Below are 23411 nucleotides of genomic sequence, written 5' to 3'. Positions count from 1 at the left end.
GCGTGCGCGCACCCGGGGGAGCGGGGTCGGGCCCGCAGGCGCGAGACACCGCGGACGGGGTACAAGCAGCAGCGACATCCAGGCAACGACGTGCGGCTAAGGCGGGTCCCATGCAGTTCGACGACGACGCCCCTCTGGACACCTCCGAGGTGCGGGACGAGAGGGGCAGTCGCCTCCCCGGCGGCGGCGCGACCATCGGCGGCGGCATCGTGGGCCTCGTCGTCCTGGTCGTGGGCCTCTTCCTCGGCATCAGCCCCGACCACCTGGGCCTGTCCTCCGGGGGCGACGCGCCGGCGCCGACCTCGTCCTCCGCGGGCCAGGTCCAGCAGGAGTGCCGTACCGGCCAGGACGCCAACACCAAGGACGAGTGCCGGATCGTCGCGGTGGTCAACAGCGTCCAGGACTACTGGGCGCAGGAGTCCGGCCGTCACCGGATCAGCTACTCCGAGGCGCCCACGGTGCTGTTCAGCGGGCGCACGAGCACGGCGTGCGGGGCGGCCACCTCCGAGGTGGGCCCCTTCTACTGCCCGGGCGACAAGCGGGTCTACCTCGACCTCGGCTTCTTCGACGAGCTGCGCACGAAGTTCGGCGCGCAGGGCGGCCCGTTCGCCCAGGCCTACGTCGTGGCCCACGAGTACGGCCACCACGTCCAGGACCTCGAGGGGACGCTGGAGAAGCACCGCAGCGGGGTCACCGGCGCCGACAGCGACTCGGTGAAGACGGAACTCCAGGCCGACTGCTATGCGGGCGTGTGGGCGCACCACGCGACGACCGTCAAGGACGAGACCACGGGCCGGCCCCTCATCACGCGCCTGACGGACGCCGACATCCGGGACGGGCTGGACGCGGCCGCGGCCGTCGGCGACGACCGCATCCAGCAGGAGTTCCAGGGCCGGGTGACCCCCGACACCTGGACCCACGGCTCGGCCGCCCAGCGCCAGCAGTGGTTCCAGCGCGGCTACCGCACGGGCGACGTGGCCCAGTGCGACACGTTCAGCTGACGGCCGGCGGCTGACGGCCCCGCCGTCGGCCGCCCCCTCCGGGCCTCAGCCGTGCTCCCCGGCGTCGAGGCCCGCGAGTCCCTCCTCCCAGCGCCGACGGCGCTCGTCGTGGGACTGCTCCCACCAGGGGGTGCCCCGCTCGCCGAGCGCGACCTTCGCCCGCTGCACGCGGGCCCGCGCCGCCCGCTCGGCCGCCGCGTCACCGGCGCTCGTCGCGGAGCGCACCGCGCGACGCGCCGCCATCAGGTGCTGCCGAAGGCGGGCGCCCACCTCGTCCGGGACGAGCGGATCGGTCGCGCGCCACTTCCTGCCCTTGATCACCACGAAGTGCCCGTCGGGCGTCCTCTCCGGTGACTGGTCCGCTTCCACGCCCACCAGTGTGGTCGAGCGGGACGCCGCACCGCCGGTTCCCGCCGCGGTGCGCGCGGCGGGAACCGGCGGGTGTGGGCCGGCCTCCCCGGCACGGGTGTCCCCGCGTCGTTCACGCCGGTGTCGAGGCGGGCTGCGGAGCCGGCTCGGAACGGCCCGCGTCCCGGGTGGGCGCGCTCGCCGTGTCCGGACGGGTCGCCTTGACCGCGAGCCCGGTCGTCGCCTGCTCGGCTCCCTCGTCCTCGGCCTCGACCGACTCGGGGTGACGCAGCGCCAGGAGGACGGCCGCCGGCGCCACCAGGGCCAGCACCGCGCACAGCAGCCACGTCGTCCGCAGGCCCAGTCCCGCCGACAGGGAGCTGAACAGGGCGATGGACACCGGCCCCGTGCCGATGCTCGCCAGCGACAGCGTCGACATCGCGGCACCCATCCGGGAGGCGGGCGCGGCCTGCTGGTACACCGTCACGATGGCCGGGCCGTTGAACCCGGACATCACCCCCACCCCGGCGGCGACCACCGCCAGGCCGGTCACCGACGGCATCAGGGCCATCACCCCGATCCCCGCGCCGATGCCCGCGCCCGACACCACGAGCCGGACCATCACCGGGATCCGGTGCGCCAGGGCGGCACCCACCGCGCTCGCGCACAGCGCGCCGCCGCTGAACGACGCGATGATCACACCGACCGCGCCGACGCCCCAGCCCCGGTCCGACACCAGGAGCGGCAGCGCCACGTCGATCGGCCAGCCGAACGCCATGTCCAGGCAGAGCGAGGCGACGAACATCCAGCGCAGCCGGCCGTGCGCGGCCAGCAGCCGCAGGCCGTCCCCGGAGTGCCGGATCAGCCCACCGTCGCGGCGCCCCCGGGCCGGCCGGGGCAGCCCCCGGGTGACGTACACCAGGCAGGCCAGCCACACGGCGCTGGTCAGCGCGGTCACCAGCAGCGCCTGCCACAGCCGGCCCACCGCGATCAGCCAGGCGCCGACCGGCGAGCCCACGATCGGGGCCACCCGCAGCACCATCGCGTACAGGGAGTTGGCCCGCGCCAGGTGGGTGCGCCGGGCGAGGTTCGGGATGATCGACCCGGTCGACGGGCTGGACAGCCCGAACAGCACCCCGTCCAGTACGGCGATCACCATCAGCGGCCACAGCGACTGGGCGGTGGCCACCACGGCGGCGCCCGCGGCGAGCACGGCGATCCGGGCCGAGGTGGTGCGCAGCAGCACGAAGCGGGGGCCGAGCAGGTCGGCGACGGCGCCGCCGAACACCAGCATCACCGCGCGCGGCACGGTCGCGGCGAGCATCAGGGCCGTGACGGCCGAGGAGCCGCCGAGCCGGATCGCCGTCCAGTTCATGGCGATGAGCAGGACGTATCCGCCGCCCAGCGACACGCCCTGGCCGCCCACCAGGGCGATGACCTTGCTCCACTGCACCGGGCGCTCGGGCGCGGCGCTGCCGCCGCTGTCCTGCGAGGGGGAGGCTTCGTTCTGGGAGTTCATGGAGTGACCTGTTCCGTGTGGTCTGCGGAGGAGGAGAGGGAAGCGGGAGGGAAAGAGGGGAAGGGCAGGGAGAGGGGAGCGAGGGACGAGGGCGTTCCCTCGCTTGGAATCAGTCGGGAGGAGCGGGCGCGGCGGGCGCGCCCCGGACCGGCGGCCCGGGCGGCCGACGGCGCAGCGCCCGCTCCACGGCCCGGGCGACCGCACGTTCCTGTGCGGCCGGGTCGCCGGACGGGCCGTCGTGTCCCGCCGTGAGGACGAGGTGGCCCCCCAGGTCGGACCGGCCGAGCCGGGCGAGCGCCCGCCCCGCGGCCCGCACCGCGTGATCGGCGCGGGCCGGGGTGGACGTCAGGACGGGGATGTCCGACGGCACGAACCGGGCGTACGGCACGGGCCCGCGACGGCCGTTCACCGGGCCCCACCGCCGACCGGCTCGGGGACGTCGGCGGGGACGTCCACGGGGTCGTCCGCGGGGCGGCCCGTCCGTGGTGCCCGGGCGCCGGGCGGCAGGACCAGCCGGGACTCCGCGGGGCCGTCGGCGGGCGGGCCGGTGGCCCACTCCCAGTCGAACAGCCGCAGCCCGGGCTCCGCGTCGCCCAGCGTGGCCAGGGCCGCCACGAAACCGGGGGGTGCGGGCAGGTCCCGCAGGAACCAGCGCTCCCCGGCGAACGCCCCGTCGCCCAGCACCGCGCCCGGGGTGAGGACGTCCAGCCGCAGACCGTCCAGCAGCCGTCCGCCGCTGGCCTTGACGCAGGCCTCCTTGCGGGACAGCAGCCGGTGGTAGGCGACGCGCGCGGCCGGGCCGTCCGGGTCCGGGTCCGCCCCGTCGGCGTCGGGACCGGTCGCACCGCTCAGCCGTCCCACGTCGGCCGCCTCCAGGGCGGGCAGGAACCGCCGGGCCAGCGCGAGCGCCTGGGTCTGGGCGCCCACCCGCTCCAGGTCCACGCCGACGGGGGCGGTCGTGCACACCGCGAGCAGGGCGAGCCCGTCCGCCCGGCTCAGGCTCCACTGCCACGCCCCCCACGGGCCCGTGAAGTACGGCTTGCCGTGCGGTCCGACGGACCAGTGCACCGCCGCTCCGGACACCCCGAGGTAGCGGCCGAGGATGCTGCGGGCCGCCGCGTGGGCGAGGACGAAGCGGTCGGCGGCCAGCGCGTCGCGGAACCGGTCCGCCCGCTGCCGCTCGCGCGCGTCCAGCAGCCGCACCGCCTGCCGCACCGTACGGTCGCCGCCGTCCAGCCGGATCCGCCACACGTCCGCCTCGGGGCCGCGCCGCGGCGGCGCCGGCTCAGGCCGCGCGGTCATCGGACAGCCGCCCGTGCAGGTACCCCTGGGCCACGCCCAGGCGCTGGATGTTGCCGGTGCCCTCCATGAACTCGAAGGCCCGCGCGTCGCGTACCCACTTGTCCAGCAGCGGGTGGTCCCACCGGGCGCCCGGCCCGAAGCAGTCCACCGCCGCGAGCGTGAGCTCCTCGGCCAGCCGGGTGGCCCGGATCTTCGCGGCCGAGGCGAGGGTGCCGTCCCCCGGGTCCCGGTCCGCCGACCGCGCCGCCTCCAGGACCAACGCCCGGACACCCACGAGGCGTTCGGCGAAACGCTCCATGGTCCAGGACTCCTCGGCCCGCAGCCGGCGCCGGTGCGCGAGGACGTAGTCGTACGCTGCCTGCGCCACGCCCAGGGCGAAGCACGCCACCACCGGACGGAAGCGGTTGAAGGTCCGGGTCGCCGCCCACATGCCCTGCCGGGTGGCACGGCGCCCGTGTCCCAGGACGTCCCGCTCGGTCACCGGTACGGCGTCCAGGTCGAGTTGACTCAGCTGGAGGCCGCGCAGGCCCGACGTCTCCAGCGGGGTCGCGGTGAACCCGGGCCGGTCGGTGTCGACCAGCACGGCGGTGACGCCCAGCGGCCCGGCGTTGCGGCGGGCGAAGACGACGCCCAGGCCGGCGCGGGCCCCGTTGCCCACGAACCGCTTGGTGCCGTCGAGGGTGAGTCCGGCGCCGTCGTCGCGGGGCCGCAGGACGGTGGCCATGCCCGCCGGGTCGGACCCGTGGGCCGGTTCGGTCATGCCGAAGAAGGTCCAGGTCGGGGTCTGCGCGAGGCGCCGGTAGTAGCGCTCGCGCTGCTCCGCGTCGGCCAGTTCGGCCACCACCTGCCCGGACATCGACGGGCCGGGCAGCGCCAGCACCGCGGCGGCGTCCCCGCGGGCCAGCTCCTCGAAGACGACGACCTGTTCCACGCAGCGGTCCAGCAGGACCGGCCGGCCCGCGATCCGCAGCGGGTCGTCGGCGAAGTCGGCGGGCAGGCCCATCAGCTGCCGCCAGGGCAGCGGTCCGTGCAGCAGCAGGTCGGCGGCGCGCGTCGGCGCCCGGTCGAGGTCGAGCGAGGTGGTGCGGACCAGGTCGGCGAACTCCCGTCCCTGGGACCTCAGTTCGCCGAGGAAGGCCTCGGTGTGGGTGGTCATGGGCGGTCTCCTTCCGGTACCGGGGGAGGCGGGGCGTAGGTGTCGGCGAGCAGCTCGGAGGCGCGCACGAGGTCCCCCGTACCCCCGGTGGCGAAGCCCGCGGCCCCGAGCAGGTGCAGACAGGCGCGGCCCGACTCGTCGAGCGCCCGGTGGGCCCGGCGCAGCTCGGCGGGGTCCCGGTGGCCGGCGGGCGCGGAGGTCAGCGCCGCCGCCTCGGCCAGGCCGCACGCGGCGTCCGCGACCAGGGCGCGGACCAGGGGCAGGTGGAGCATGACGGTGCCCTGCACCGTACGGTCCTTCAGCCGGTCGGTGGCCTCGCGCAGGGCCCGCTCGGCCAGGCCGAGCCGCAGCGCCACGAGTCCCTCGGCCCAGGCGGCGCCGCCGTCCGGGCCGGGACCCGCGCCCGGGATACGCAGCGCCACCAGGGTCTCGCCTCCGGGCAGGGGCAGCCGGGCCAGGAGTTCCTCGCCCGTGCCGGGCCGGCGGGGACGCGGTCCCGCGGGGGTGTCGTACCGCGAGACGGCCGCCGCGACGGTCTCCGGGATGAGGGCGTGGCCGCCCGGACCGGCCGGCAGCACGCCGGGCAGGGTGGCCGCGTGCAGCAGCGCGAGGGCGTGCGCGGCCCCGTCCTCCCGGGCGGCGGCACGGACCCGCCGCGCGAGTGCGGGGGAGCGGCCGTGGCCGGGTCCGGGGTCCGCGTCGGAGCGGGCCGCGGGGATCGTCAGGCTCATGCGACCGGCTCCAGTACGGGCCGGACGGCGACCTCCGGCAGCAGGTCGGCCTGGGGCGCCGGCCGGGTGAGGGCGGCCCGGCACGCGTACGGCAGGACCGGGTCGCGGTCGGCGACCACCAGCCGTCCGTCCGGGCCGTACGGCGGTCCGCCGGGGGCGGCCAGCTGGTCGGCGAGCGTGAGCCAGGCCCCGGCGCACGGGTGACTGGGAACGGCTGCCGGCGCGGTCGGCGCGGCTCCGGGGCCGCGTCCCGTGACGCCCACCTCGGGGCGTTCCAGGCGCGGTCCGGGTCCGGGGCCGGCGTCGAGGAGCAGCGCCACGGCCACGTCCTCCACGGGCCCGGCGAAGGAGCCCGGCGGCAGGGTGCTCTGCTCGACGACGAGGACGAGCGCTCGGCGGCGCAGTCCCGCGCGCAGCTGGTCGTGGGCGAGGCGCAGGGCGGTGAAGGGACCCGCGACCCCCTGTTCCGAGATGCCGAGGACCAGCGGGTCGCCGGGCAGTGCCGCGGCGAGCAGACAGGCCGGGAAGCTCTGGTGGCGGCAGTCGGGGCTCGCGTCGACGGTGACGACCAGGTCGACGCCGGCGAGTTCGGCCCCCAGCCGCTCCACGACCACACGGGCCATGTCGTGGTAGCTCACCCGGGCGCCGCCGGTCAGCCAGTCGAGCGCGACGGTGGGGTCCGGGGTGCCCGCGGCCCGGTGCAGGGCGCGCAGGTGGTCGACGTACGGCTGCGGGTCGCCGGGCGCGGGGTCGCGGTCGGCGGCGGAGAAGCGGAAGGGGACGACGTGTTCCAGGCGGGGCCCGGCCGGTTCGGCCGGGGCGGGTGTCCGCCGGGCGGTGCGGATGGCGGGCACGGGGTCACCGGCTCTCGGCGATGAAGCCGGCCAGCGCGCCGACGCTCTCCAGGTGGTGCTGCTGCAGGCTCTCCGGGTCGACCTCCATGTCCAGGGCGTCCTCCAGGGCCATCAGCAGGCCCAGGACGGCGGTGGAGTCCAGGCTCAGGTCGTCGAACAGCCGCGTCTCGGCGGTGATGTCGGTCAGCTCCTGCCCCAGGACGTCGCAGAGGGCGGTGACGATGGCGGCGACGATCTGCGGGTCGGCGGGGACGGCGTCGGCGGTGGTGGCGGAGGTGTGGGCGACGGTGGTCATGACGGGTCCTTGTCTGTGTGGGTCGCTGAGGAGCGATGAGGGAGGAGGAACAGCGGAGGAACGGAGTGGCGTGGAGCGGGAGTTCGGTGGTGCGGAAGCGCCGGGGGCGCCGGGCCTCGCGCGCGGACGGGTCGAGCCCGCGCGGTCAGTCCTCGTGGGTGGTGAAGTCGTGCAGGATCTGGCGGGCGAGCATCTCCTCGGCGTCGTCCCGCGACCGGATCAGGCGGGCCCGGCCCCGGTGGACCAGGACCTCGGCGGGGTAGCCGTGGCTCAGGAAGTGCACGGGGGACGCGGTCGGCCCGTAGGCGCCGGAGCGGTCCACGCCGACCAGGTCGCCCGGCTCCAGGTCGGCCGGCAGCTCGACCGCCTTGCCGAGGGTGTCGTTCGGCGTGCACAGCGGGCCGGTGACGTTCCACTTGCGGCGCTCGTCGGAGCCGGCGCGGTTCAGCAGCCGCATGGGGAAGTTCCGCTTGACGAAGGAACCGATGCCCACCGCGGCCATGTGGTGGTTGGTGCCGCCGTCGGCGACGGCGAACTGCTCGCCGCGGGACTCCTTCACGTAGCGCACCCGTACGGCGTAGGTGCCGCTGTGGCCGACCAGGTAGCGGCCGAGCTCCATGACGAGCCGGGTCCCCGGGTGCCGTGCGGCGAAGTCCTCGAAGTGCGGGTTGAGCAGCTCGACGGTCCGCTCGGGGTCGAGGTCGCGCTCGCCGGCGAAGTAGGCCACGCCCAGGCCGCCGCCCACGTCCACGAGGTCCAGGGGCACCCCGAGCCGCGCGGACAGGCGTTCGGCGAGGTCGAGGATACGGCCGGTGTTCTCGGCGACGACCTCCTCGGTGAGGATGCGGGTGCCCATGTACACCTGGAAGCCGCTGAGCCGGACCGCGGGGTGCCGGCCCGCCAGCTCCGGGTCGGCCAGCAGGGCCTCCTCGTCGATGCCGAACTGGCGGGGCTTACCGCCCATGGTGAGGCCGCTGCCCTTCACGGCGAACGCCGGGTTGACGCGCAGCACGACCCGGGCGCTGGTGCCGAGGCCGGCGGCGACCTCGTCGATCAGGGCGAGTTCGCCGAACGACTCGCAGATCAGCAGCACGTCGTCCTTGACGCAGGCGGTGACCTCGGCGCGGCTCTTGCCCGGGCCCAGGAACATGATGTGCTCGGCCGGGACTCCCGCCCGCTGCGCGGTGATCAGCTCGGTCAGCGAGGACACCTCGGCGCGGGCGCCGAGCGAGTGCAGCAGCGCGCAGACGCTGATGTTGGGGTTGGCCTTCAGCGAGTAGAAGACTTCCACGCCGGGGTGCAGCCGGTCGAGCAGGCCGCGCAGCCGGGCGGCGATCTCGTCGCCGTCGTACACGTACAGCGGGGTGCCGAAGCGGTCGGCGAGCTCGCTGAACGCGATGCCCTGGACGGCGCGTTCCTGCGTCGTCGGGGCGTCGGTCACGGGGGTGTCAGTCATCGGGGTTGGTCTCCTTCCGGACGGCCTCGGCGACGGCGCGGTCGAGGGCGTCGAGCTCGGCGGTCGATCCGGCCAGCAGCAGGCCGTAGAGGCGGCCGGTCCACGGACGGCCGTCCGGGTCGGCGGGGGCGGCGGCGTTGACCGTGGCGAAGTTGTTGATGATCAGCCCGCGGCCGGTCGCCGGGTCCAGCAGCAGGTCACCGAGCCGGTCCCGCAGCCGGGCGAAGGACACCCGGGCCGTCGGCGACAGCTCGTACTGGCGCGCGAGGGCCGTGGTGCCCGGGCGCATGAACCGCTCCTGCAGGGAGGTCTGGTAGGTCGACATGTTGTTGCGGGCGTTGATCTCCAGCAGCGGCAGCAGGCCCCGGTCGCGGGTGAGCATCGCGTCGACGCCGACCACTCCGTGGAACCCGTCGGCGGCCAGCCGGGCGCCGATGCGGGCCGACGCGTCCTGGACCGCCGCCACGTGCCCGGGGTCCAGCTGCGCGGGGAACCGGTGGCCCTTGTGGACGCCGTTCTCGGTCAGGGCCTCCTTGACGAAGTCGAAGCGCACCGAGCCGTCGCGGCCCACCGTGAAGTGGTAGTTCAGGTCGGTGGTCTTGTCCGCCCACTCCTCGATGACCAGCGCGATCCGGTCGTCGCCGCGCTTGGCGGCGCCCCGCGCCACCATGCGCACCAGCTGGCGCAGCCGGCGGCTGTCGTCGATGACGGCGATGCCCTTGCCGGAGACCCCGTACGCGTCCTTGACGCCGACCCGGCGGCCCTGGTCCACGCAGAGCGCGGCCGCTTCCTCGGCGGCCTCCTCGAAGGCGCCGACCGTCTCGCACTCCCAGCCGCGGGCCAACGGCAGTCCCAGCTCGGTGGCGAGGCGCCGGCTGTAGATCTTGCTGTTGACGGACTTCACCAGCGGGGAGGGCGGCAGTGCGGACGCCAGGCCGGTGCGCTCGCACAGCTCGTCCTCCAGGGCCGACTGGCCGTGCGGCAGCAACCGTGCGCCCCGGCCGGCGAGTTCGCGGAGCGCGGCCAGCAGGCGCGGGGAGCGCAGCGCGTCCACGGTGACCGAGTGGGCCGGGTCCTGCACGTCGGTGACGAGCACGCTCGGCAACGCGACGCCCAGGGAGGCCAGGTGGTCGAGGTAGTCGGCGTCGGGCGCCGACTTGAGGACGACGTGGTCGTCCGGGCCCGCCAGCAGCAGGGCGAACTCGTCCATCCGGTTGACGATGGCGGCGGAGTTGCGGCCCGCGAGCATGGGCAGCCCCGACTCGCCCTTGGCCCACTCGTCCTCCACCTCGAAGTTGCCGAGCAGGACCAGCGGGGTGCCGGCGGTGCCGGTCAGGGCCCGTCGCGCCCCGTCGAGGAAACCGGCGGCGGGCGGGGCGGGGGCGTGTCGTACGGGCGACACCAGGGGCGGGGACATGGGCTGTCCTTTCGGAAGGGACACGGGGGACAGAGGTCAGGGGGAGGAACGGGGCTGCGCCCGGGGGGCGTTCAGTGGCGCAGGACCGCCGCCGAGAACGTGGCGCCCAGGCCGACGGCGGCCATCAGGTACAGGTCGCCGGGGCGCAGCAGGCCGGCGGCGCGGGCGTGCACGTGGTTGACGAACGGGTCGGCGGTGAAGCAGTGCCCGGTGACCGGGATGTTGTCGAGGAAGACCCTCTCCAGGGGCAGGCCCAGCTCGCGGCAGGTCCAGGACCACGACAGCCGGTTCACGTTGTGCGGCAGCACCAGCGCCAGGTCGTCGAGGGTGACGCCGGCCGCCTCGACGGCCTCCCGCACGGTGGCGGCGAGCAGGGTGTTGTGGTCCTTCAGGAACGAGGGGTTCAGCGCGTGCGGCGGGAAGTCCTCCGCGTAGCGGCCCTCGGTGCGGCAGGCGTAGCCGAGGAGCCGGTCGCGCGGTCCGTGCGGGGCGACCAGCGCGGCGGCGGTCGCCTCGCCCATCACCGTGCTCTCGGGGATGAGTTGCAGCGCGGCGCCGAACGTCTTCTCCCCGGTCAGCACGATCGCCAGCGCGTCGGGGTCGCCGTCGGCGTCGAGCAGCCGGCCGGCCAGGTCCAGGGCGAGCAGGCCGGTGGCGCAGCCGTGCTGGGTCAGCGTGAACGCCACCGCCCGGCTCAGCCCGGCCGCCGCGCACACGTCCTCCAGCGGTGCCTCGCCCGCCGGCGCGACCTGGGAGACCGTACGGGCGTACAGCACGTGGGTCACCCGGTGCTCGTTGCCCGGCAGGGCGGTCAGGGAGGCGACGGCCGCGCCGAGGGTGTCGCGCAGGCCCTGGTCGGGCGCCCGCCGCACCTCCCGCAGGCCGTAGAACCGGCGGAAGGTCCACATCTGCCGTTCCTCGGCGCCCGCCTCCGCGCCGACGACGTCGACGGGGACGGAGGAGCCGGGCAGGTGGCAGCCGACTTCGACGAGGGCGGTCATGCGGGGCCTCCGACTCGGTGGGGGACGGACGGGCGGACGGGGGCCGCGCCGACCGGGGTGGGCGCGTACGGGGAGGTGGCGGTGTCCGCGGCGGACCCAGGTGCCGTGGCCGCGGGGTCCTCCGGCCACCACACGTCCTCCGCGGTGAGCGCGGACGGCGCGTACCTGCCGAGGGCGCTGATCAGCAGGCGGCACTCCAGGGCGATGCTCTCCGCGAGCCTGACCAGCCCGTGCGCGGGGTCCTCGTCGACGGCCAGCAGCGCGGCCCGGCCCAGGCCGGCGGCCCGGGCCCCCAGGGCGAGGGCCCGCACGGTGCGGCCGCCCTCGTGGAAGCGCCCGGTGACGAGCAGGCAGCCCTCGGGCGTGCCGATCCGGCGCAGGCACTCGGCCAGTGGCAGGCCCACCTGGTCCAGGAAGGCGCGCGGCGCCCAGCCGGTGCCGCCCTCGGCGCCGTCGACGGTGACGGCGTCCGCCCCGGCCTGCCACGCGGTGCGCGCGGCCAGGGCGACGTCACGGCCCGGTGGCAGCTTCACCCACACCCGGGCGCGCGGGAAGTTGTTGCGCATGAAGCGGACCTGCTGGCGCACGATCTCCTCGGTGAACGTGCCGGGCGTCGCGCAGCGCAGCCGGGCGGCCACCGGGGCGCCGAAGACGTCGCGGACGGTGAAGGCGTCGGACAGCCGGTCCGCCGCCTCCCGGTCCACCACGGTCATCCCGCCGAGGCCGGGCTTGGCGCCCTGGCCGATCTTCAGCTCGAAGCCGAGCCGCCCGGACTCCACCAGCGGCCGCAGCGCGGGGTCGCTGTAGAGCAGGTTCCACACCTCGGCGTCGGCGTCCTCGGTGCTCTGCTGGACGACCACACCGCCCGACGCGCCGTCCGAGGCGTCCGCGTAGGCCCGGATGCGGGCCGCCAGCGCCGGGAGGGTGCCGTCGGCGGGGCCGGCGTACCCGTGGACCGGGACCATGTTCTCGCCCAGCACCATGGGGATGCCGAGCCGTCCCGCCTGGACGCTCGCCGCCAGGGCCAGGTCGCCGCTGCCGGCCCGGGTCGAGCCGAAGGCCGACAGGAACAGGGGCAGCGGTGAGGCGAACCCGCCGACGTTCGTGCGAAGGTCGACGTCGTCGTACACCGGTTCCCGGCCGAGCTCGACGAGCTTCTCCAGCCGCTGCGGCATGAAGACCGGCGGCACCAGACGGGCGCGGTCCAGCGCGTCGGCGGACGGAGCGTGCGGCCCCGAGGACCCGCTCCCGGCGCCGAACAGGGCGTTGCCGTAGGCGTCGACCGGCGGGAAGACCGCGGCGGTGCCGGCGCGGGCCCGGGCGCGGACCTCGTCCTCGGGGAACCCGGCGGCGCTCAGGGAGTCCGGGCCGGTGCCCTCCCGGTGTGCGGCGGTCACGGCGCGATCACCCCCGGCAGCTTCGGGTAGGCGGTGACCTGCCACAGGGCGTCCAGGCCGGTGAGGAAGCGGACCAGGCGCTGCAGCCCCATGCCGAACCCGGCGCTGGCGGGCAGCCCTTCGCGGGCGGCGTCCAGGTACCAGGCGTACTTGGCGGGGTTCTCCCCGCTCTCGCGCATCCGCGTGACGATCGTGGCGTAGTCGGCCTCGCGCTCGCTGCCGCTGACGAGTTCGCCGAACCCGCCGTGCGCGATGAGGTCGAAGTTGCGCAGGGAGCCCGGGCGTTCCGGGTCCTCGCGGTCGTAGAACCCGCGGGAGCCCTTGGGGTAGTCGGTGATGAAGAACGGCCGGTCGGCCGCCCGTGACAGGGCCTCCTCGCCCGCCCAGTCGATCTCCGCGTCCGGGTTCTGGGCACGGCCGTCGTCCCACAGCCGCGCCACCGCCTCGGCGTGCGGCAGCCGGTCGAACGGCGCGGAGCGCAGGGCGGAGAAGAAACCGGGGTCGCGGCCCAGGGCGGCCAGCTCCTCCGGCACCCGCTCGACGACGTGCTCGACGACGTGGCGCAGCAGACCGGCCGCGGTGTCCATGGCGTCCTCGCGGGAGGCGCCCGCGATCTCCACGTCGATCTGGTGGAACTCCACCAGGTGCCGTCCGGTGCCGGCCGTCTCGGGCGGCTCCACCCGGACGTTCGGCGCCACGTAGAACAGCTTCGGGAAGCCGTGCAGGGACGCCTGCTTGTAGAGGATGGCGCTGGTCATCAGCTTGTAGCGGCGGCCGTAGTAGTCGACGTCGAGGGCCTTGGCCCCACGGCCGCCCGGGTCGGTCACCGGGCCCAGCAGGGGCGGCAGCAGTTCGACGAAGCCGAGGCCGCGCAGGTGGTCCCGCGCCGCGGCCAGCGCCTCCTGCTGCACCAGCATCGCCGACCGCAGCCGGGGCGAGGCCAGGTGCCGCGCGGGGTCCGGCGGACCGGCGGGCCCGCCGGCGGGGGCCGCGGAGGACGTGGTGGGCGTGGTGGGCGTGGTGGGCGTGGTGGACGCGGTGGGCACCCCCGCGCGCGCCTCGGTGTCCGCGCCGGTGTGGGGGCCGGCGGGGGCCGGACCGTGCATGACGGCCGTGTGGTTCATCTTGACTCCCGGTCTCATCGGTCGTATCGGAGTGCCACGCTGTTCAGGGCGGTCAGCAGCCCTGCCGAGGTCATGACCTCGTGGCCGCCCGGCGGGCCGTCGGCGGTGAGGGGCATCGCGCCCACGGACGACCAGCGCAGCCGGCCGGAGGCGTCGACGACGCTGCGGGCGCGGCCCGCGTTGTCGGGGTGCAGGCAGTAGGGGACGTCCAGCAGGCCGTGCGCGAACGCGGTCCGCAGCGCCAGGCCGACGTCGGGGGAGAGGCTGAGCACCGCCTCCACCAGGGCCCGCGCCTCGGCGTGCACCTCGGAGTCGGCCGGCGGCACGGGCCGCGCGGTCCGTCCGTCCCGCTGCCGGGCGGCGGCGAGTTCGGCCGCGGTGCCCGCCGACTCCAGCGCGCCGACGTTCTCCGCGACCGAAGGGATGCGGTGCGCCTCGGCCGCGGTCTTCACGACCAGCCGCTCCACGCCCGTGCGCACCGCCAGGCGCGCGGAGTCCTCCAGCAGCCGCCGGGCGCCCGTGCCGGTGCGCGGGAACACCCCCATGTACGTGTAGAGCACCAGGTGCCAGTCGGTGCCGGGCGGCAGGAAGCGGGCGGCCAGCTGCCGCAGCGCCAGCAGGGCGTCCTCGTCCTGCCCGGGGTGGGTCTGCTGCGCGTAGCTGAGCGAGACGCTGCGGATGCCGTGCTGGGTGAAGAACAGCGCCTCCAGGACGCTCACCGCGACCAGCAGGGCGGGCGGGCACAGCTGGCCCAGCAGGCAGCCGCCGAAGGTCTCCAGGTGCGGCAGGCGCGGCGCCGGGACGAGCCGGGTCAGCAGCTCGCAGGCGCGCGCCCAGTGGTCCACCGACTCGCGCAGCGGTGTGCGGCCGTAGGGCAGGCAGTACGACACCGGACCGCCCTCGGTGGCGTCCAGGCCGGCCCGCGTCATCGCCTTCACGATGGCCGTGGGGCGGGCGGAACCGTGCCGCACCTGGACGGGGAAGTCCGGGCCGAGCAGGCCGTCGAGCAGCCGGCGGGTCCGCCCGGCGGGCAGGTCCACCAGCGGGTAGCCGTTCAGCGGGAGCCCAGCGCGCAGGGCGCGGCGCACGGCGGCGTGGTCGCCGAGCCGGGTGTAGCTGTCCAGGGTCAGGGTGCCGACGGTGGTGGCGGCGGCGAACCGCGTGCGCTCCAGTCCGTGGCGCATGAGGCCCGGGTCACCGAACCCCATGCGGGGCTGCACCACCAGGCGTCCGCCCGCGGCCGCCTCGGCGACGAACCGTCCGAACGGCGAGGCCGGTACGGCGGCGGGGGAGGGACCGGTGCTCATGCGCGGCTCCCCCCGGTCGGCGCGCCCGCGGTGGCACGGGTGCGGGCACCGCGGTCGGCGGTCGGACGGTCGGCGGTCGTACCCGTCCGGGCACCGCGGTCGGCGGTCGCACAGGTCGGCTCCCGGGGGCCGGCGAGCTCGTCCACCCAGCCGCGGAACGCGTCCAGGTCCCCGTCGTCGAACACGGCGGTGCAGCCCGCGGCGCGCAGCGCGTCGGCGGCCGCGGCGTCACGCCCCCCGGCCACGCCCAGCTTGCCGCCGAGGGCCACCGGGACGGCCGCCAGCGACGGCTCGCGCCGCAGGCGGCGCACGGCCCGCAGACCGTCCTGGTACCCGTGTCCGTTGACGCTGCCGATCACCACCGCGTCCGGACGGTGCGTCAGGCACTCCCGGGCGAGCAGCTCCTCCGGAACGCAGGGGCCGAGGTTGGTCACCCGGTGGCCCGCCTCCTCGAGCAGGAGCTGGAGGCAGACCAGGTTCCAGGTGTGCGCGTCGGAAGCGCCGCCGCACACCAGAACGTGGAGGCCGTGCTGCGAATGAACCATGGAATGCTCTCTCCGGGGGAGGGGATGATCTCTCATCTCGATCTCTCGATCTCTCATCTCGCCCTTTGAATATAGGAGTTGAGCAGGTTCCGGAACGGTAGTTGGAGCGGCAGGAGTGCGGCAGTGGGAAAGTGCCGTCGGGACAAGAGAGTCGGGGGCCGGGAAACGCCGGAGCGGAAAAGGAAAAGGCGGCCGGCGGCGCCCTGGGGCACCGCCGGCCGCCGGCCGGGAAGGGGTTCAGTACTGCGCGAGGAGGCTCTTCGGGCGGATGTCCCGCCAGTGCGCCTCCACGTAGTCCAACGCCTCCTGCCTGCTGCTCTCACCCTGGACGACGGTCCAGCCGGCGGGCACGGCGGCGAAGGAGGGCCACAGGGAGTGCTGGTCCTCGTGGTTGACCACGACCAGGAACGTGCCGTCGTTGTCGTCGAACGGATTCGTCATGGTTCAGTTCCTCTGCTGTGTGTGGGAGACGGTGGACGAGGTGCGGGAAAGTCTTTCGTCGAGCACGCGGCCGATGTGTTCCAGCGATTCCGGTTCGGCCATCCTCAAATGGGCGGAATCGATCCGGTGGTTCTCGATCGGGCCCCCGATATAAGGGGTCCATTGCTCGGCGGTGAAGGACGTGGTGTCGCGGTGCCGGTCGGCCGTGAAGAAGAGCAGGTCCCCGTCGAAGCGGCGCAGCCGGTGGTGGCGCATCAGGTGGGCGTGGTTGACGGAGGTGCCGACCAGGCGGGTCACCTCGGCGTGGCTGAAGCCGGCCAGCACCGGGTCGCGCTCCTGCAGCAGCCGGGCCGTCCCGGCGGGGTCGAAGCGCAGGTCCTCGTCCTTGGCGTCCTCGTCGACGCCGACCAGGATCTGCAGGATCTCCCGGTCGGTGAGCGGCCGGCCCACGTCCTCGGGGGGCATCGGGTAGACGTCCATCAGCGCCAGCACCTCGACCCGCTCGCCGGCGTCCTGGAGCCGGGTGGCCATCGCGTGGGCGACGTACCCGCCGAACGACCAGCCGAGGAAGCTGTAGGGGCCCTCCGGCTGCACCCGGCGGACGTGCTCCAGGTAGTCCGCGGCCATCTCCTCGATGCTCGCGGCCCGGTAGTCGGGGCGGCTGAGTGCCCGGGTCTGGAGCGCGTACAGGGGGCGGCCGCCGCGCAGGTGCCGGGCCAGGCCCGCGTAGGGCCAGCCCATGCCGGAGCCGGGGTGCACGCAGAACAGGGGACGCAGCGCCGAGCCCGTCTTCGCCTCGCGCAGCGGGAGCAGCACCCCCAGGCTGTCGTCGCCGGCGCCGTCGTCGAGCAGTCCCGCCACGGTCGGTGCCCGGAACAGGTCGCGCACGGTCAGGTCGACGCCGAGGACGGCCCGGGCCCGGCTCATCAGCCGCACCCCGAGCAGCGAATGGCCGCCCAGGTCGAAGAAGTTGTCGTCGATGCCGACCCGGTCGATGCCGAGCACCTCCGCGAAGAGGCCGCACAGCACCTCCTCGCGGGCGTTGCGGGCGGCCCGGCCGTCCGCCGCCGCGATCCGGATCGGGGCGGGCAGCGCGGCCCGGTCCAGTTTGCCGTTGACGGTCAGCGGCAGCCGGTCCAGGACCAGCACCGCGGACGGCACCATGTGCGCGGGCAGCGCCCGGGCGACCGCCGTGCGCAGCTCCGTCTCGTCCAGCGCGGCGCCCTGCTGGGCCACGACGTAGGCGACGAGCCGCTTGTCGCCTGGCCGGTCCTCGCGGACCAGGACCGCGGCCTGGCCGACCGCCGGGTGCGCGGCGAACGCGGCCTCGATCTCGCCGGGTTCGATGCGGAACCCGCGCAGCTTGACCTGCCCGTCGGCCCGCCCCAGGAAGCGCAGCTCACCGTCGGCCGTCCAGGACACCAGGTCACCGGTGCGGTACATGCGCCCGCCGCCGTCCGGGTCGAACGGGTCGGCGACGAACCGCTCCGCGGTCAGCGCCGAGCGCCGCAGGTAGCCGCGCGCCAGGTGGGAGCCGGCCAGGTACATCTCGCCGGTGGCACCGGGCGGCACCGGCCGCAGCCGCTCGTCCAGCACGTACACGCGGGTGTTGTCCATGGCCCGGCCGAGGAACACGCCGGGCAGCTCGCGGTCGCCGCCGGTCGTCGCGAACCGCTGGTGGTGGGAGGCGAACGTGGCCTCCGTCGGTCCGTACGAGTGCACGACCACGGTGTCCGGGCAGTGCGTGAGCACCCGCTGCAGGGCGACCGGGGAGGCCACGTCGCCGCCCGTCCACACCTCGCGCAGCCGGGCCAGCGTGTCCAGGCCCTCGTCGGCCATGATGTGGAACAGGCCCATGGTGAAGTACGCGGCGGTCACCTCGTGCCGCTCCACGGTGCGGGCGAGCTCGGCGACGTCCGCGCCGTCGCCGGGCGCCACCACCAGGCAGCCGCCGTGCAGCAGCGGCACCCACAACTCGTAGGTGGAGGCGTCGAAGCCGTACGCCGAGTGGACCAGCATCCGGCGGTGGTGGTCGGCGTCCCAGCAGCGGTCCAGGACCAGTTGGACCACGTTGCGGTGGGTGACGCCGACCCCCTTGGGGCGGCCGGTGGAGCCCGAGGTGAACATGACGTACATCAGGGACTCCACGGGCACCGGCAGCCCGGGATCGGTGTCCGGGACCTCCTGCTCGTGCGGTGCGGGGCGCTCGGCGACGAGCACCGTGGTGCCGGCCCCCGCCTCCGCGCGCACGGCGTCACCGTCGGCCAGGACCGTGTCGGTGAGCAGGACCCGAGCCCCGGTCTCCGTCATGATCATGCGCACGCGGGCCGGCGGGAGCTTCGGGTCGACCGGCACGTACGCCGCGCCCGCCTTGAGCACCGCCAGCGTCGCCACCACCAGGTGGTCGGTGCGGTCCATCAGGACGCCCACCGCCGCGTCGCCGTCCGGGGCGCCCTCGCGGACACCGGCGGCCAGCAGGCGGTGCGCGAGCCGGTTGGCGCGCCGGTTCAGCTCCGCGTACGTCAGCTCGGTGTCGCCGAACACGACGGCCGGCGCGTCGGGCGTGCGGCGGGCCCGCTCCTCGAACAGCTCGTGCGTGCAGCGCTCCGGCAGTCCCGGCACCGCCGTGTCGTTGTAGGCGTCGACCAGCGTCCGGCGCCGCGCGGGCGTCAGGGCGTCGAGCTCGTCGACGCGCCGCTCGGGGTCGGCGGCGACCTGGGCGGCGAGGTGCGTGAACACCTCGGTGACCACCTGGGCGGTCGCGGCGTCGAAGAGGTCGGTGGCGTACTCCAGCACACCGTCGAGACCGGCGGGCCGTCCGTCGGTGTCGCGCCGGTCGTGCAGCGCCAGCGTCAGGTCGAACTTGGTGAACTCCGTCGCGAACGGCACGGGCGTGCCGTCCAGCGGCCGCGGTCCGGCGGCGGTGCCGGCCGGTGCGGCGTGCAGCTGGAGGAGGACCTGGGTGAGGGGGTGGTGAGCGGTGGTGCGCTGCGGGTTGAGGTGCTCGACGAGCAGGTCGAAGGGCAGGGTGTCGTGGGCGTAGGCCGCGAGGTCGGTGGTGCGCACCCGCTCGAGGAGCTCGGAGAAGCGCGGCCCGCCCGACACGTCCGTGCGCAGCACCAGCGTGTTGACGAAGAAGCCCACGAGCCCGTCGAGCCGGGGGTCGGCGCGCCCGGCGGTGACGGTGCCGATGGGCAGGTCGTGCCCGGCGCCCAGGCGGCTGAGGGTGACGGCGAACAGGGCGTGCAGCGTCATGAACAGCGTGGCGTCGTGCCGGGCGGCGACGCGGGCCAGCGCCCGGTGGGTGTCCGCGTCCAGCGCGAGCGGCAGCGCCGCGCCGCGGCCGCTGGGCTCGGCCGGCCGGGGCCGGTCGGCGGGCAGCTGGAGGACGTCCGGCGCGCCGTCGAGCACCGCGCGCCAGTGGGCGGTCTCACGGGCCAGCAGACTGTCCGGGTCGGCGCCGTCGCCGAGGACGTCGTGCTGCCAGAGGGCGTAGTCGGCGTACTGCACCGGCAGCGGCTCCCAGGCGGGCTCCCGCCCCGTGGCGCGGGCCTCGCAGGCGGTGGCGAGGTCGTCGAGGAGCCGGTCGAGGGACCAGCCGTCGGCGGCGATGTGGTGCAGGACCAGCACCAGCGTCTGGGAGCCGTGTTCGTCGGTGTACAGGCGCGAGCGCAGGGGCGGTTCGGCGGCCAGGTCGAAGGTGTGGCGGGTGTCCCGCTGGACCAGGCCCGCCAGCTCCTCGGCGGTGGTGCGGTGGTGGGCGAAGTCCGGGACGAGGTGCGCGTGCACCCGCTGGGCGGGACGGCCGTCGGTGGCGGCGTACGTGGTGCGCAGCGTCTCGTGCCGCCCGGTCAGGTCGTCCAGGGCGGAGGCGAGGACGGCGGGGTCCAGCGGCCGGTCGAGGCGCAGCACCACGGGGATGGTGTAGCCGGGGCCGGGCCCCTGGAGCTGGTCGATGAACCACAGCCGCCGCTGGGCGTGGGAGAGCGGCAGCACCGCCGGGCGCGGCACGTAGGGGGTCAGGGACGGCAGCCGGGTTCCGCTGTCGCCGTCGACCCGCCGGGCGAGCGCGCGGGGCGTCGGGGCGAGGAACAGGTCGCGGACGGTGAGGGAGGCACCCAGCACCGTGCGCACGCGGTGGATCAGCCGGATGCCGAGCAGCGAATGACCGCCGATGCGGAAGAAGTTGTCCTCGGGGCCCACCTGTTCACGTCCGAGGACGTCGGCGAACAGGCCGCACAGGATCTCCTCGCCGGGCGTGCGGCAGTCGGTGCCGCCCGGCGCGGCGGTCAGGGTGTCGGGGCCCCGGGAGGCGGCGGCTTCGGCGAGCCGTTCGCGCCGCTCGCGCAGCCCGCGCGCCTCGTCCTCGGACAGCGGCGCGGCGGCGGGCCCCGACGGGTCGTCGGCCAGGGCCGTCAGGGCGCGGACCAGCAGGTCGAGCAGCAGCCGGGCCGTGGGCTCCTCGAACAGGTCGGAGGCGTACTGCAGCCACACCTCCATGCCCTCCGCGGCGCCGTCGGCACCCCGCACCTCCACGCAGGAGGCGCTGAGGTCGAACTTCGCCGTCTCCGTCCCGGCCGGCAGCACCTCGCCCTCGGCCGTGCCGAGCCGCACCCCGTCCTGGGCGCCGGACGCCGTCTGGAGGGTGAGCATGACCTGGAAGAAGGGGTGGTGGGCGAGGGAGCGTTCGGGGTTGAGGTGTTCGACGAGGAGGTCGAAGGGCAGGTCGTCGTGGGCGTAGGCCGCGAGGTCCGTGTCGCGGACCCGGGCGAGGAGGTCGGTGAAGGAGGGCGCGCCGGACAGGTCCGTACGCAGCACCAGGGTGTTGACGAAGAAGCCCACCACGTCGTCCAGCGCCTCGTCGGAGCGGCCCGCCACCGGTGTGCCCACGGCGACGTCCTCGCCGCACCCGGCCGTCGCGAGGGCGACCGCCAGCGCCGTGTGGACGGCCATGAACAGGCTCGCCCCGTGCGCGGCGCACACCTGGAGCAGCCGGGCGTGCGTCCCCGCGTCCAGCCGGGCGCCCGACGTGGCGCCCCGGAAGGTGGGTTCGGCGGGCCGCGGCCGGTCCGCCGGGAGGTCCGTGACGTCCGGCAGCCCCTCCAGCGTCCCGCGCCAGAAGTCGAGTCGGCGGGCCAGGACACTCGCGGGGTCGTGCGGGTCGCCCAGCATGTCGTACTGCCAGAGGGTGTAGTCGGCGTACTGGACCGGCAGGGGCTCCCAGGCGGGCGCGTGTCCTTCCGTACGGGCCGTGTACGCGTCGACGAGGTCGCGCAGCAGGGGGCGCAGGGACCAGCCGTCGGTGGCGACGTGGTGCAGCAGCAGCACCAGGACCGAGCCGGAGGCGTCGGAGCCGTCGGTGGCGGAGTCCGACCCGGTGAACAGCCGGACCCGCAGCGGCAGATCGCGGGTGATGTCGAACGGCTCGGCGGTGAACTCCTCGACCCGCGCATCCTGTTCGGCCGTGTCCCGCCCGCACGCCACGACGGCGAAGTCCACGGGGGCGTCGGCCGGCGCGATCCGCTGGTACGGCTCGCCGTCCGGGCCGGCCGGCAGCGTGGTGCGCAGGCTCTCGTGGCGCGCCACGACGTCCCGCACGGCCGCCTCCAGCGCCCCCGGGTCCGGCACCCGGTCCAGACGGATCACCACGGGCACGCTGTAGGTGTCCGAGGGCCCCTCCAGCCGGTTGAGGAACCACAGTCGGCGCTGCGCGTACGACAGGGGGACGCGCTCGTCGTCGGAGCTCAAGTCGGCGTCGACGGCGGGAAGTTCCTCGATGGGCGGGACCGGTGCCGGGGGAGCGGCGTTCACCCGCACCTGGCGCAGCAGTGCCCGGTCGGTCTTGCCGGTGCTGGTGCGCGGCAGCGCGGCGATCCCGTGCAGCGCGCCGGGCACGGCCTGCGGCGGCAGCCGGTCGGCCAGGTGGGCGCGCAGGTCCTCGGCCAGGTCCGCGGGCAGCGGGGCCGGGGTCGCCGTGGGGGCCGGGGCGCAGGCCGCGCGGGGTGACGGCACGACGAAGGCGACCAGGGCGCGGTCCCCGCCCGGCAGCAGCGGGGCGACCACGGCCGCCTCCCGCACCGCCGGGTGCTCGGACAGCACCGTCTCCACGGCCGCCGGATCGATGCGGTGCCCGCTGATCTTCACCTCGTCGTCCCGGCGTCCGCGGTGCAGCAGCTGGCCGTCCGCCGCGAGCCCGGCGAGGTCCCCGGTGCGGTAGGCGGGCGCGCCGTCGAGGGTGGTGAAGCGCTCGGCGGTGAGCGCGGGACGGCCGAGGTAGCCGTCGGCCACCGTGGGTCCCTGGAGCCAGAGTTCGCCCTCGACGACGGCGGCCCGGACGCCCGGCAGCGGCCGTCCGATCGGCACCGGGCCGCCCGGGTGGCCCGTCAGGTCGGCGACCGTGGCGACCACCGTGGTCTCCGTCGGCCCGTACGTGTTCAGCAGCCGGACCCCGTCGCCCACGGCACGGCACCAGCGGGTGACGTGCTGGGGCAGGGCGGCCTCGCCGCCGATCAGGACGGTGCGCACCGACTCCGGCAGCGCGGCCGTGCCGTCCGCCAGCACCTCGGTCAGCTGGCGCCAGTACGCGGTGGGCAGGTCCAGCACGGTGATGCCGTGCGCGGCGCACCCGGCGGTCAGGGCCGGCACGTCCAGCATGTCCTCGCCGCGCAGCACCAGGGTGCCGCCGGCGCACAGCGTCACGAAGATCTCCTCGACGCTGGCGTCGAAGTGCAGCGGCGCGAACTGCAGGACCCGGTCGTCGGCGCCGATGCCGTAGGCGCGCGCCGCGACCGTGGCGAAGTGGTCGAGCGCCTCCCGGCCCACCGGCACCCCGTTCGGCGTCCCGGTCGAGCCCGAGGTGTACATGACGTAGGCGGTACCGGGGGGCACCGGGTGGCCGGGCAGCACGGTCTCGCCGGGGCGGGCGACCGGCGGCTCGGCCGGCTCACCGCCCAAGGTGCCGCACGGGCCGGACAGCTCATCGGCCCCGGCCGCGCACACGTCGGCGAGGATCGCGGCGGTGCGGGCCGCGGGGGCGTTCACGTCGAGCGGCAGGTACGCGGCGCCGGCGTGCAGGGTCGCGAGGATCGCGGTGACGGCCTCGATGCCCCGCGGCCGGCGGACGGCCACCAGCCGGCCGGGGCCGGCCCCCTGCTCCCGCAGCCGCTCCGCCTTGCGCACGACCGCGTCGGCGAGTTCGCCGTACGTCAGCCGTACCCCCGGGCGGGAGGCGTCGACCACGGCGGTGCGGTCCGGCATGGCCTCGGCGTGCGCGGCGATCAGGTCGAGCACGGGGCGGGGCCGCACGGCCGGTGCGCCGCCGTCCACGACGGCGGACGGCCGCGGCGCGGCCCGGCCGGGCGCGCCGGCGGTCGTGGTCACCGTGGTGCCGGATGGGGGCATCGCGCTTCCTCCTGACGGTTCGACGGGCGACGGCTGCCGCTGTGACGAGGCTAGGTACGGCGACGGACCCGGAACGGCAGGAGCAGCGGCAGGTGGAGGGGCGGCAGTCGGGGCGG

The 23411-nt window shown here is 75.6% G+C and carries 18 protein-coding genes; 1 reads left to right on the top strand and 17 read right to left on the bottom strand.

The window, feature by feature from the left end:
• The first annotated feature begins 110 nt into the window (after positions 1-110).
• Positions 111-1001 (top strand): KPN_02809 family neutral zinc metallopeptidase, encoded by an 891-nt coding sequence (gene ypfJ, locus AQJ30_RS24705; protein WP_067238098.1) that lies wholly within the window; start codon positions 111-113, stop codon positions 999-1001.
• 45 nt (positions 1002-1046) lie between these two features.
• Here the strand turns inward: ypfJ and AQJ30_RS24700 are convergent, their stop codons facing one another.
• The 17 genes from AQJ30_RS24700 to AQJ30_RS24620 form a co-directional block, all read right to left on the bottom strand.
• Positions 1047-1370, bottom strand: coding sequence for a hypothetical protein (locus AQJ30_RS24700; protein ID WP_067238633.1), 324 nt, complete (start codon positions 1368-1370; stop codon positions 1047-1049).
• A 112-nt stretch (positions 1371-1482) separates the two neighbouring features.
• A complete protein-coding gene (locus AQJ30_RS24695; protein WP_067238095.1) occupies positions 1483-2868 on the bottom strand; it encodes an MFS transporter in 1386 nt (461 codons plus the stop codon).
• 109 nt (positions 2869-2977) lie between these two features.
• Entirely contained in the window at positions 2978-3277 is a 300-nt protein-coding gene (locus tag AQJ30_RS24690; RefSeq protein ID WP_159052386.1) for a hypothetical protein, read from the bottom strand.
• Complete coding sequence (locus AQJ30_RS24685) at positions 3274-4170, bottom strand: 4'-phosphopantetheinyl transferase family protein (RefSeq protein ID WP_067238089.1); 897 nt, start codon at positions 4168-4170, stop codon at positions 3274-3276. Before AQJ30_RS24685 ends, AQJ30_RS24690 begins: the two co-directional genes overlap by 4 nt.
• Complete coding sequence (locus AQJ30_RS24680) at positions 4154-5326, bottom strand: acyl-CoA dehydrogenase family protein (RefSeq protein WP_067238087.1); 1173 nt, start codon at positions 5324-5326, stop codon at positions 4154-4156. The genes AQJ30_RS24685 and AQJ30_RS24680 overlap by 17 nt, the downstream gene beginning before the upstream one ends.
• On the bottom strand, positions 5323-6057 hold the full coding sequence (locus AQJ30_RS24675; protein WP_079084276.1) for an acyl-CoA dehydrogenase family protein: 735 nt from the start codon (positions 6055-6057) through the stop codon (positions 5323-5325). The genes AQJ30_RS24680 and AQJ30_RS24675 overlap by 4 nt, the downstream gene beginning before the upstream one ends.
• Positions 6054-6911: a beta-ketoacyl-[acyl-carrier-protein] synthase family protein gene (locus AQJ30_RS24670; protein WP_067238084.1), complete on the bottom strand. Its 858-nt coding sequence runs from the start codon at positions 6909-6911 to the stop codon at positions 6054-6056. The genes AQJ30_RS24675 and AQJ30_RS24670 overlap by 4 nt, the downstream gene beginning before the upstream one ends.
• 4 nt (positions 6912-6915) lie before the next feature.
• Positions 6916-7206 carry an acyl carrier protein gene (locus tag AQJ30_RS24665; RefSeq protein ID WP_067238081.1) on the bottom strand — a complete coding sequence of 97 codons (291 nt, stop codon included), beginning with the start codon at positions 7204-7206 and terminating at the stop codon, positions 6916-6918.
• Between the two features lie 145 nt (positions 7207-7351).
• Complete coding sequence (locus tag AQJ30_RS24660) at positions 7352-8662, bottom strand: type III PLP-dependent enzyme (protein WP_067238078.1); 1311 nt, start codon at positions 8660-8662, stop codon at positions 7352-7354.
• Positions 8655-10079 carry a preATP grasp domain-containing protein gene (locus AQJ30_RS24655; protein ID WP_067238075.1) on the bottom strand — a complete coding sequence of 475 codons (1425 nt, stop codon included), beginning with the start codon at positions 10077-10079 and terminating at the stop codon, positions 8655-8657. The genes AQJ30_RS24660 and AQJ30_RS24655 overlap by 8 nt, the downstream gene beginning before the upstream one ends.
• Before the next feature lie 71 nt (positions 10080-10150).
• Positions 10151-11080 (bottom strand): 3-oxoacyl-[acyl-carrier-protein] synthase III C-terminal domain-containing protein, encoded by a 930-nt coding sequence (locus AQJ30_RS24650; protein WP_067238071.1) that lies wholly within the window; start codon positions 11078-11080, stop codon positions 10151-10153.
• Entirely contained in the window at positions 11077-12477 is a 1401-nt protein-coding gene (locus AQJ30_RS24645) for a glutamate synthase-related protein (RefSeq protein ID WP_067238068.1), read from the bottom strand. The genes AQJ30_RS24650 and AQJ30_RS24645 overlap by 4 nt, the downstream gene beginning before the upstream one ends.
• Entirely contained in the window at positions 12474-13601 is a 1128-nt protein-coding gene (locus tag AQJ30_RS24640; RefSeq protein WP_245727090.1) for an asparagine synthetase A, read from the bottom strand. Before AQJ30_RS24640 ends, AQJ30_RS24645 begins: the two co-directional genes overlap by 4 nt.
• A 14-nt stretch (positions 13602-13615) precedes the next feature.
• The gene (locus AQJ30_RS24635) at positions 13616-14908 is read right to left on the bottom strand and encodes a methylaspartate mutase (RefSeq protein ID WP_067238065.1); all 1293 of its coding nucleotides are present in this window, start codon (positions 14906-14908) and stop codon (positions 13616-13618) included.
• Entirely contained in the window at positions 14905-15453 is a 549-nt protein-coding gene (locus tag AQJ30_RS24630; protein WP_067238062.1) for a cobalamin-dependent protein, read from the bottom strand. Before AQJ30_RS24630 ends, AQJ30_RS24635 begins: the two co-directional genes overlap by 4 nt.
• 237 nt (positions 15454-15690) lie before the next feature.
• Entirely contained in the window at positions 15691-15894 is a 204-nt protein-coding gene (locus tag AQJ30_RS24625) for an MbtH family protein (RefSeq protein WP_067238060.1), read from the bottom strand.
• Positions 15895-15897: 3 nt separating this feature from the next.
• Positions 15898-23295: a non-ribosomal peptide synthetase gene (locus AQJ30_RS24620; RefSeq protein WP_079084275.1), complete on the bottom strand. Its 7398-nt coding sequence runs from the start codon at positions 23293-23295 to the stop codon at positions 15898-15900.
• Between the last annotated feature and the right edge of the window lie 116 nt (positions 23296-23411).

Origin of the sequence: Streptomyces longwoodensis (genome assembly GCF_001514125.1) — a bacterium.
GTDB lineage: Bacteria > Actinomycetota > Actinomycetes > Streptomycetales > Streptomycetaceae > Streptomyces > Streptomyces longwoodensis.
The sequence above is the reverse complement of the archived record's forward strand: the minus strand, read 5'-3'. Positions and strand labels throughout refer to the sequence as shown.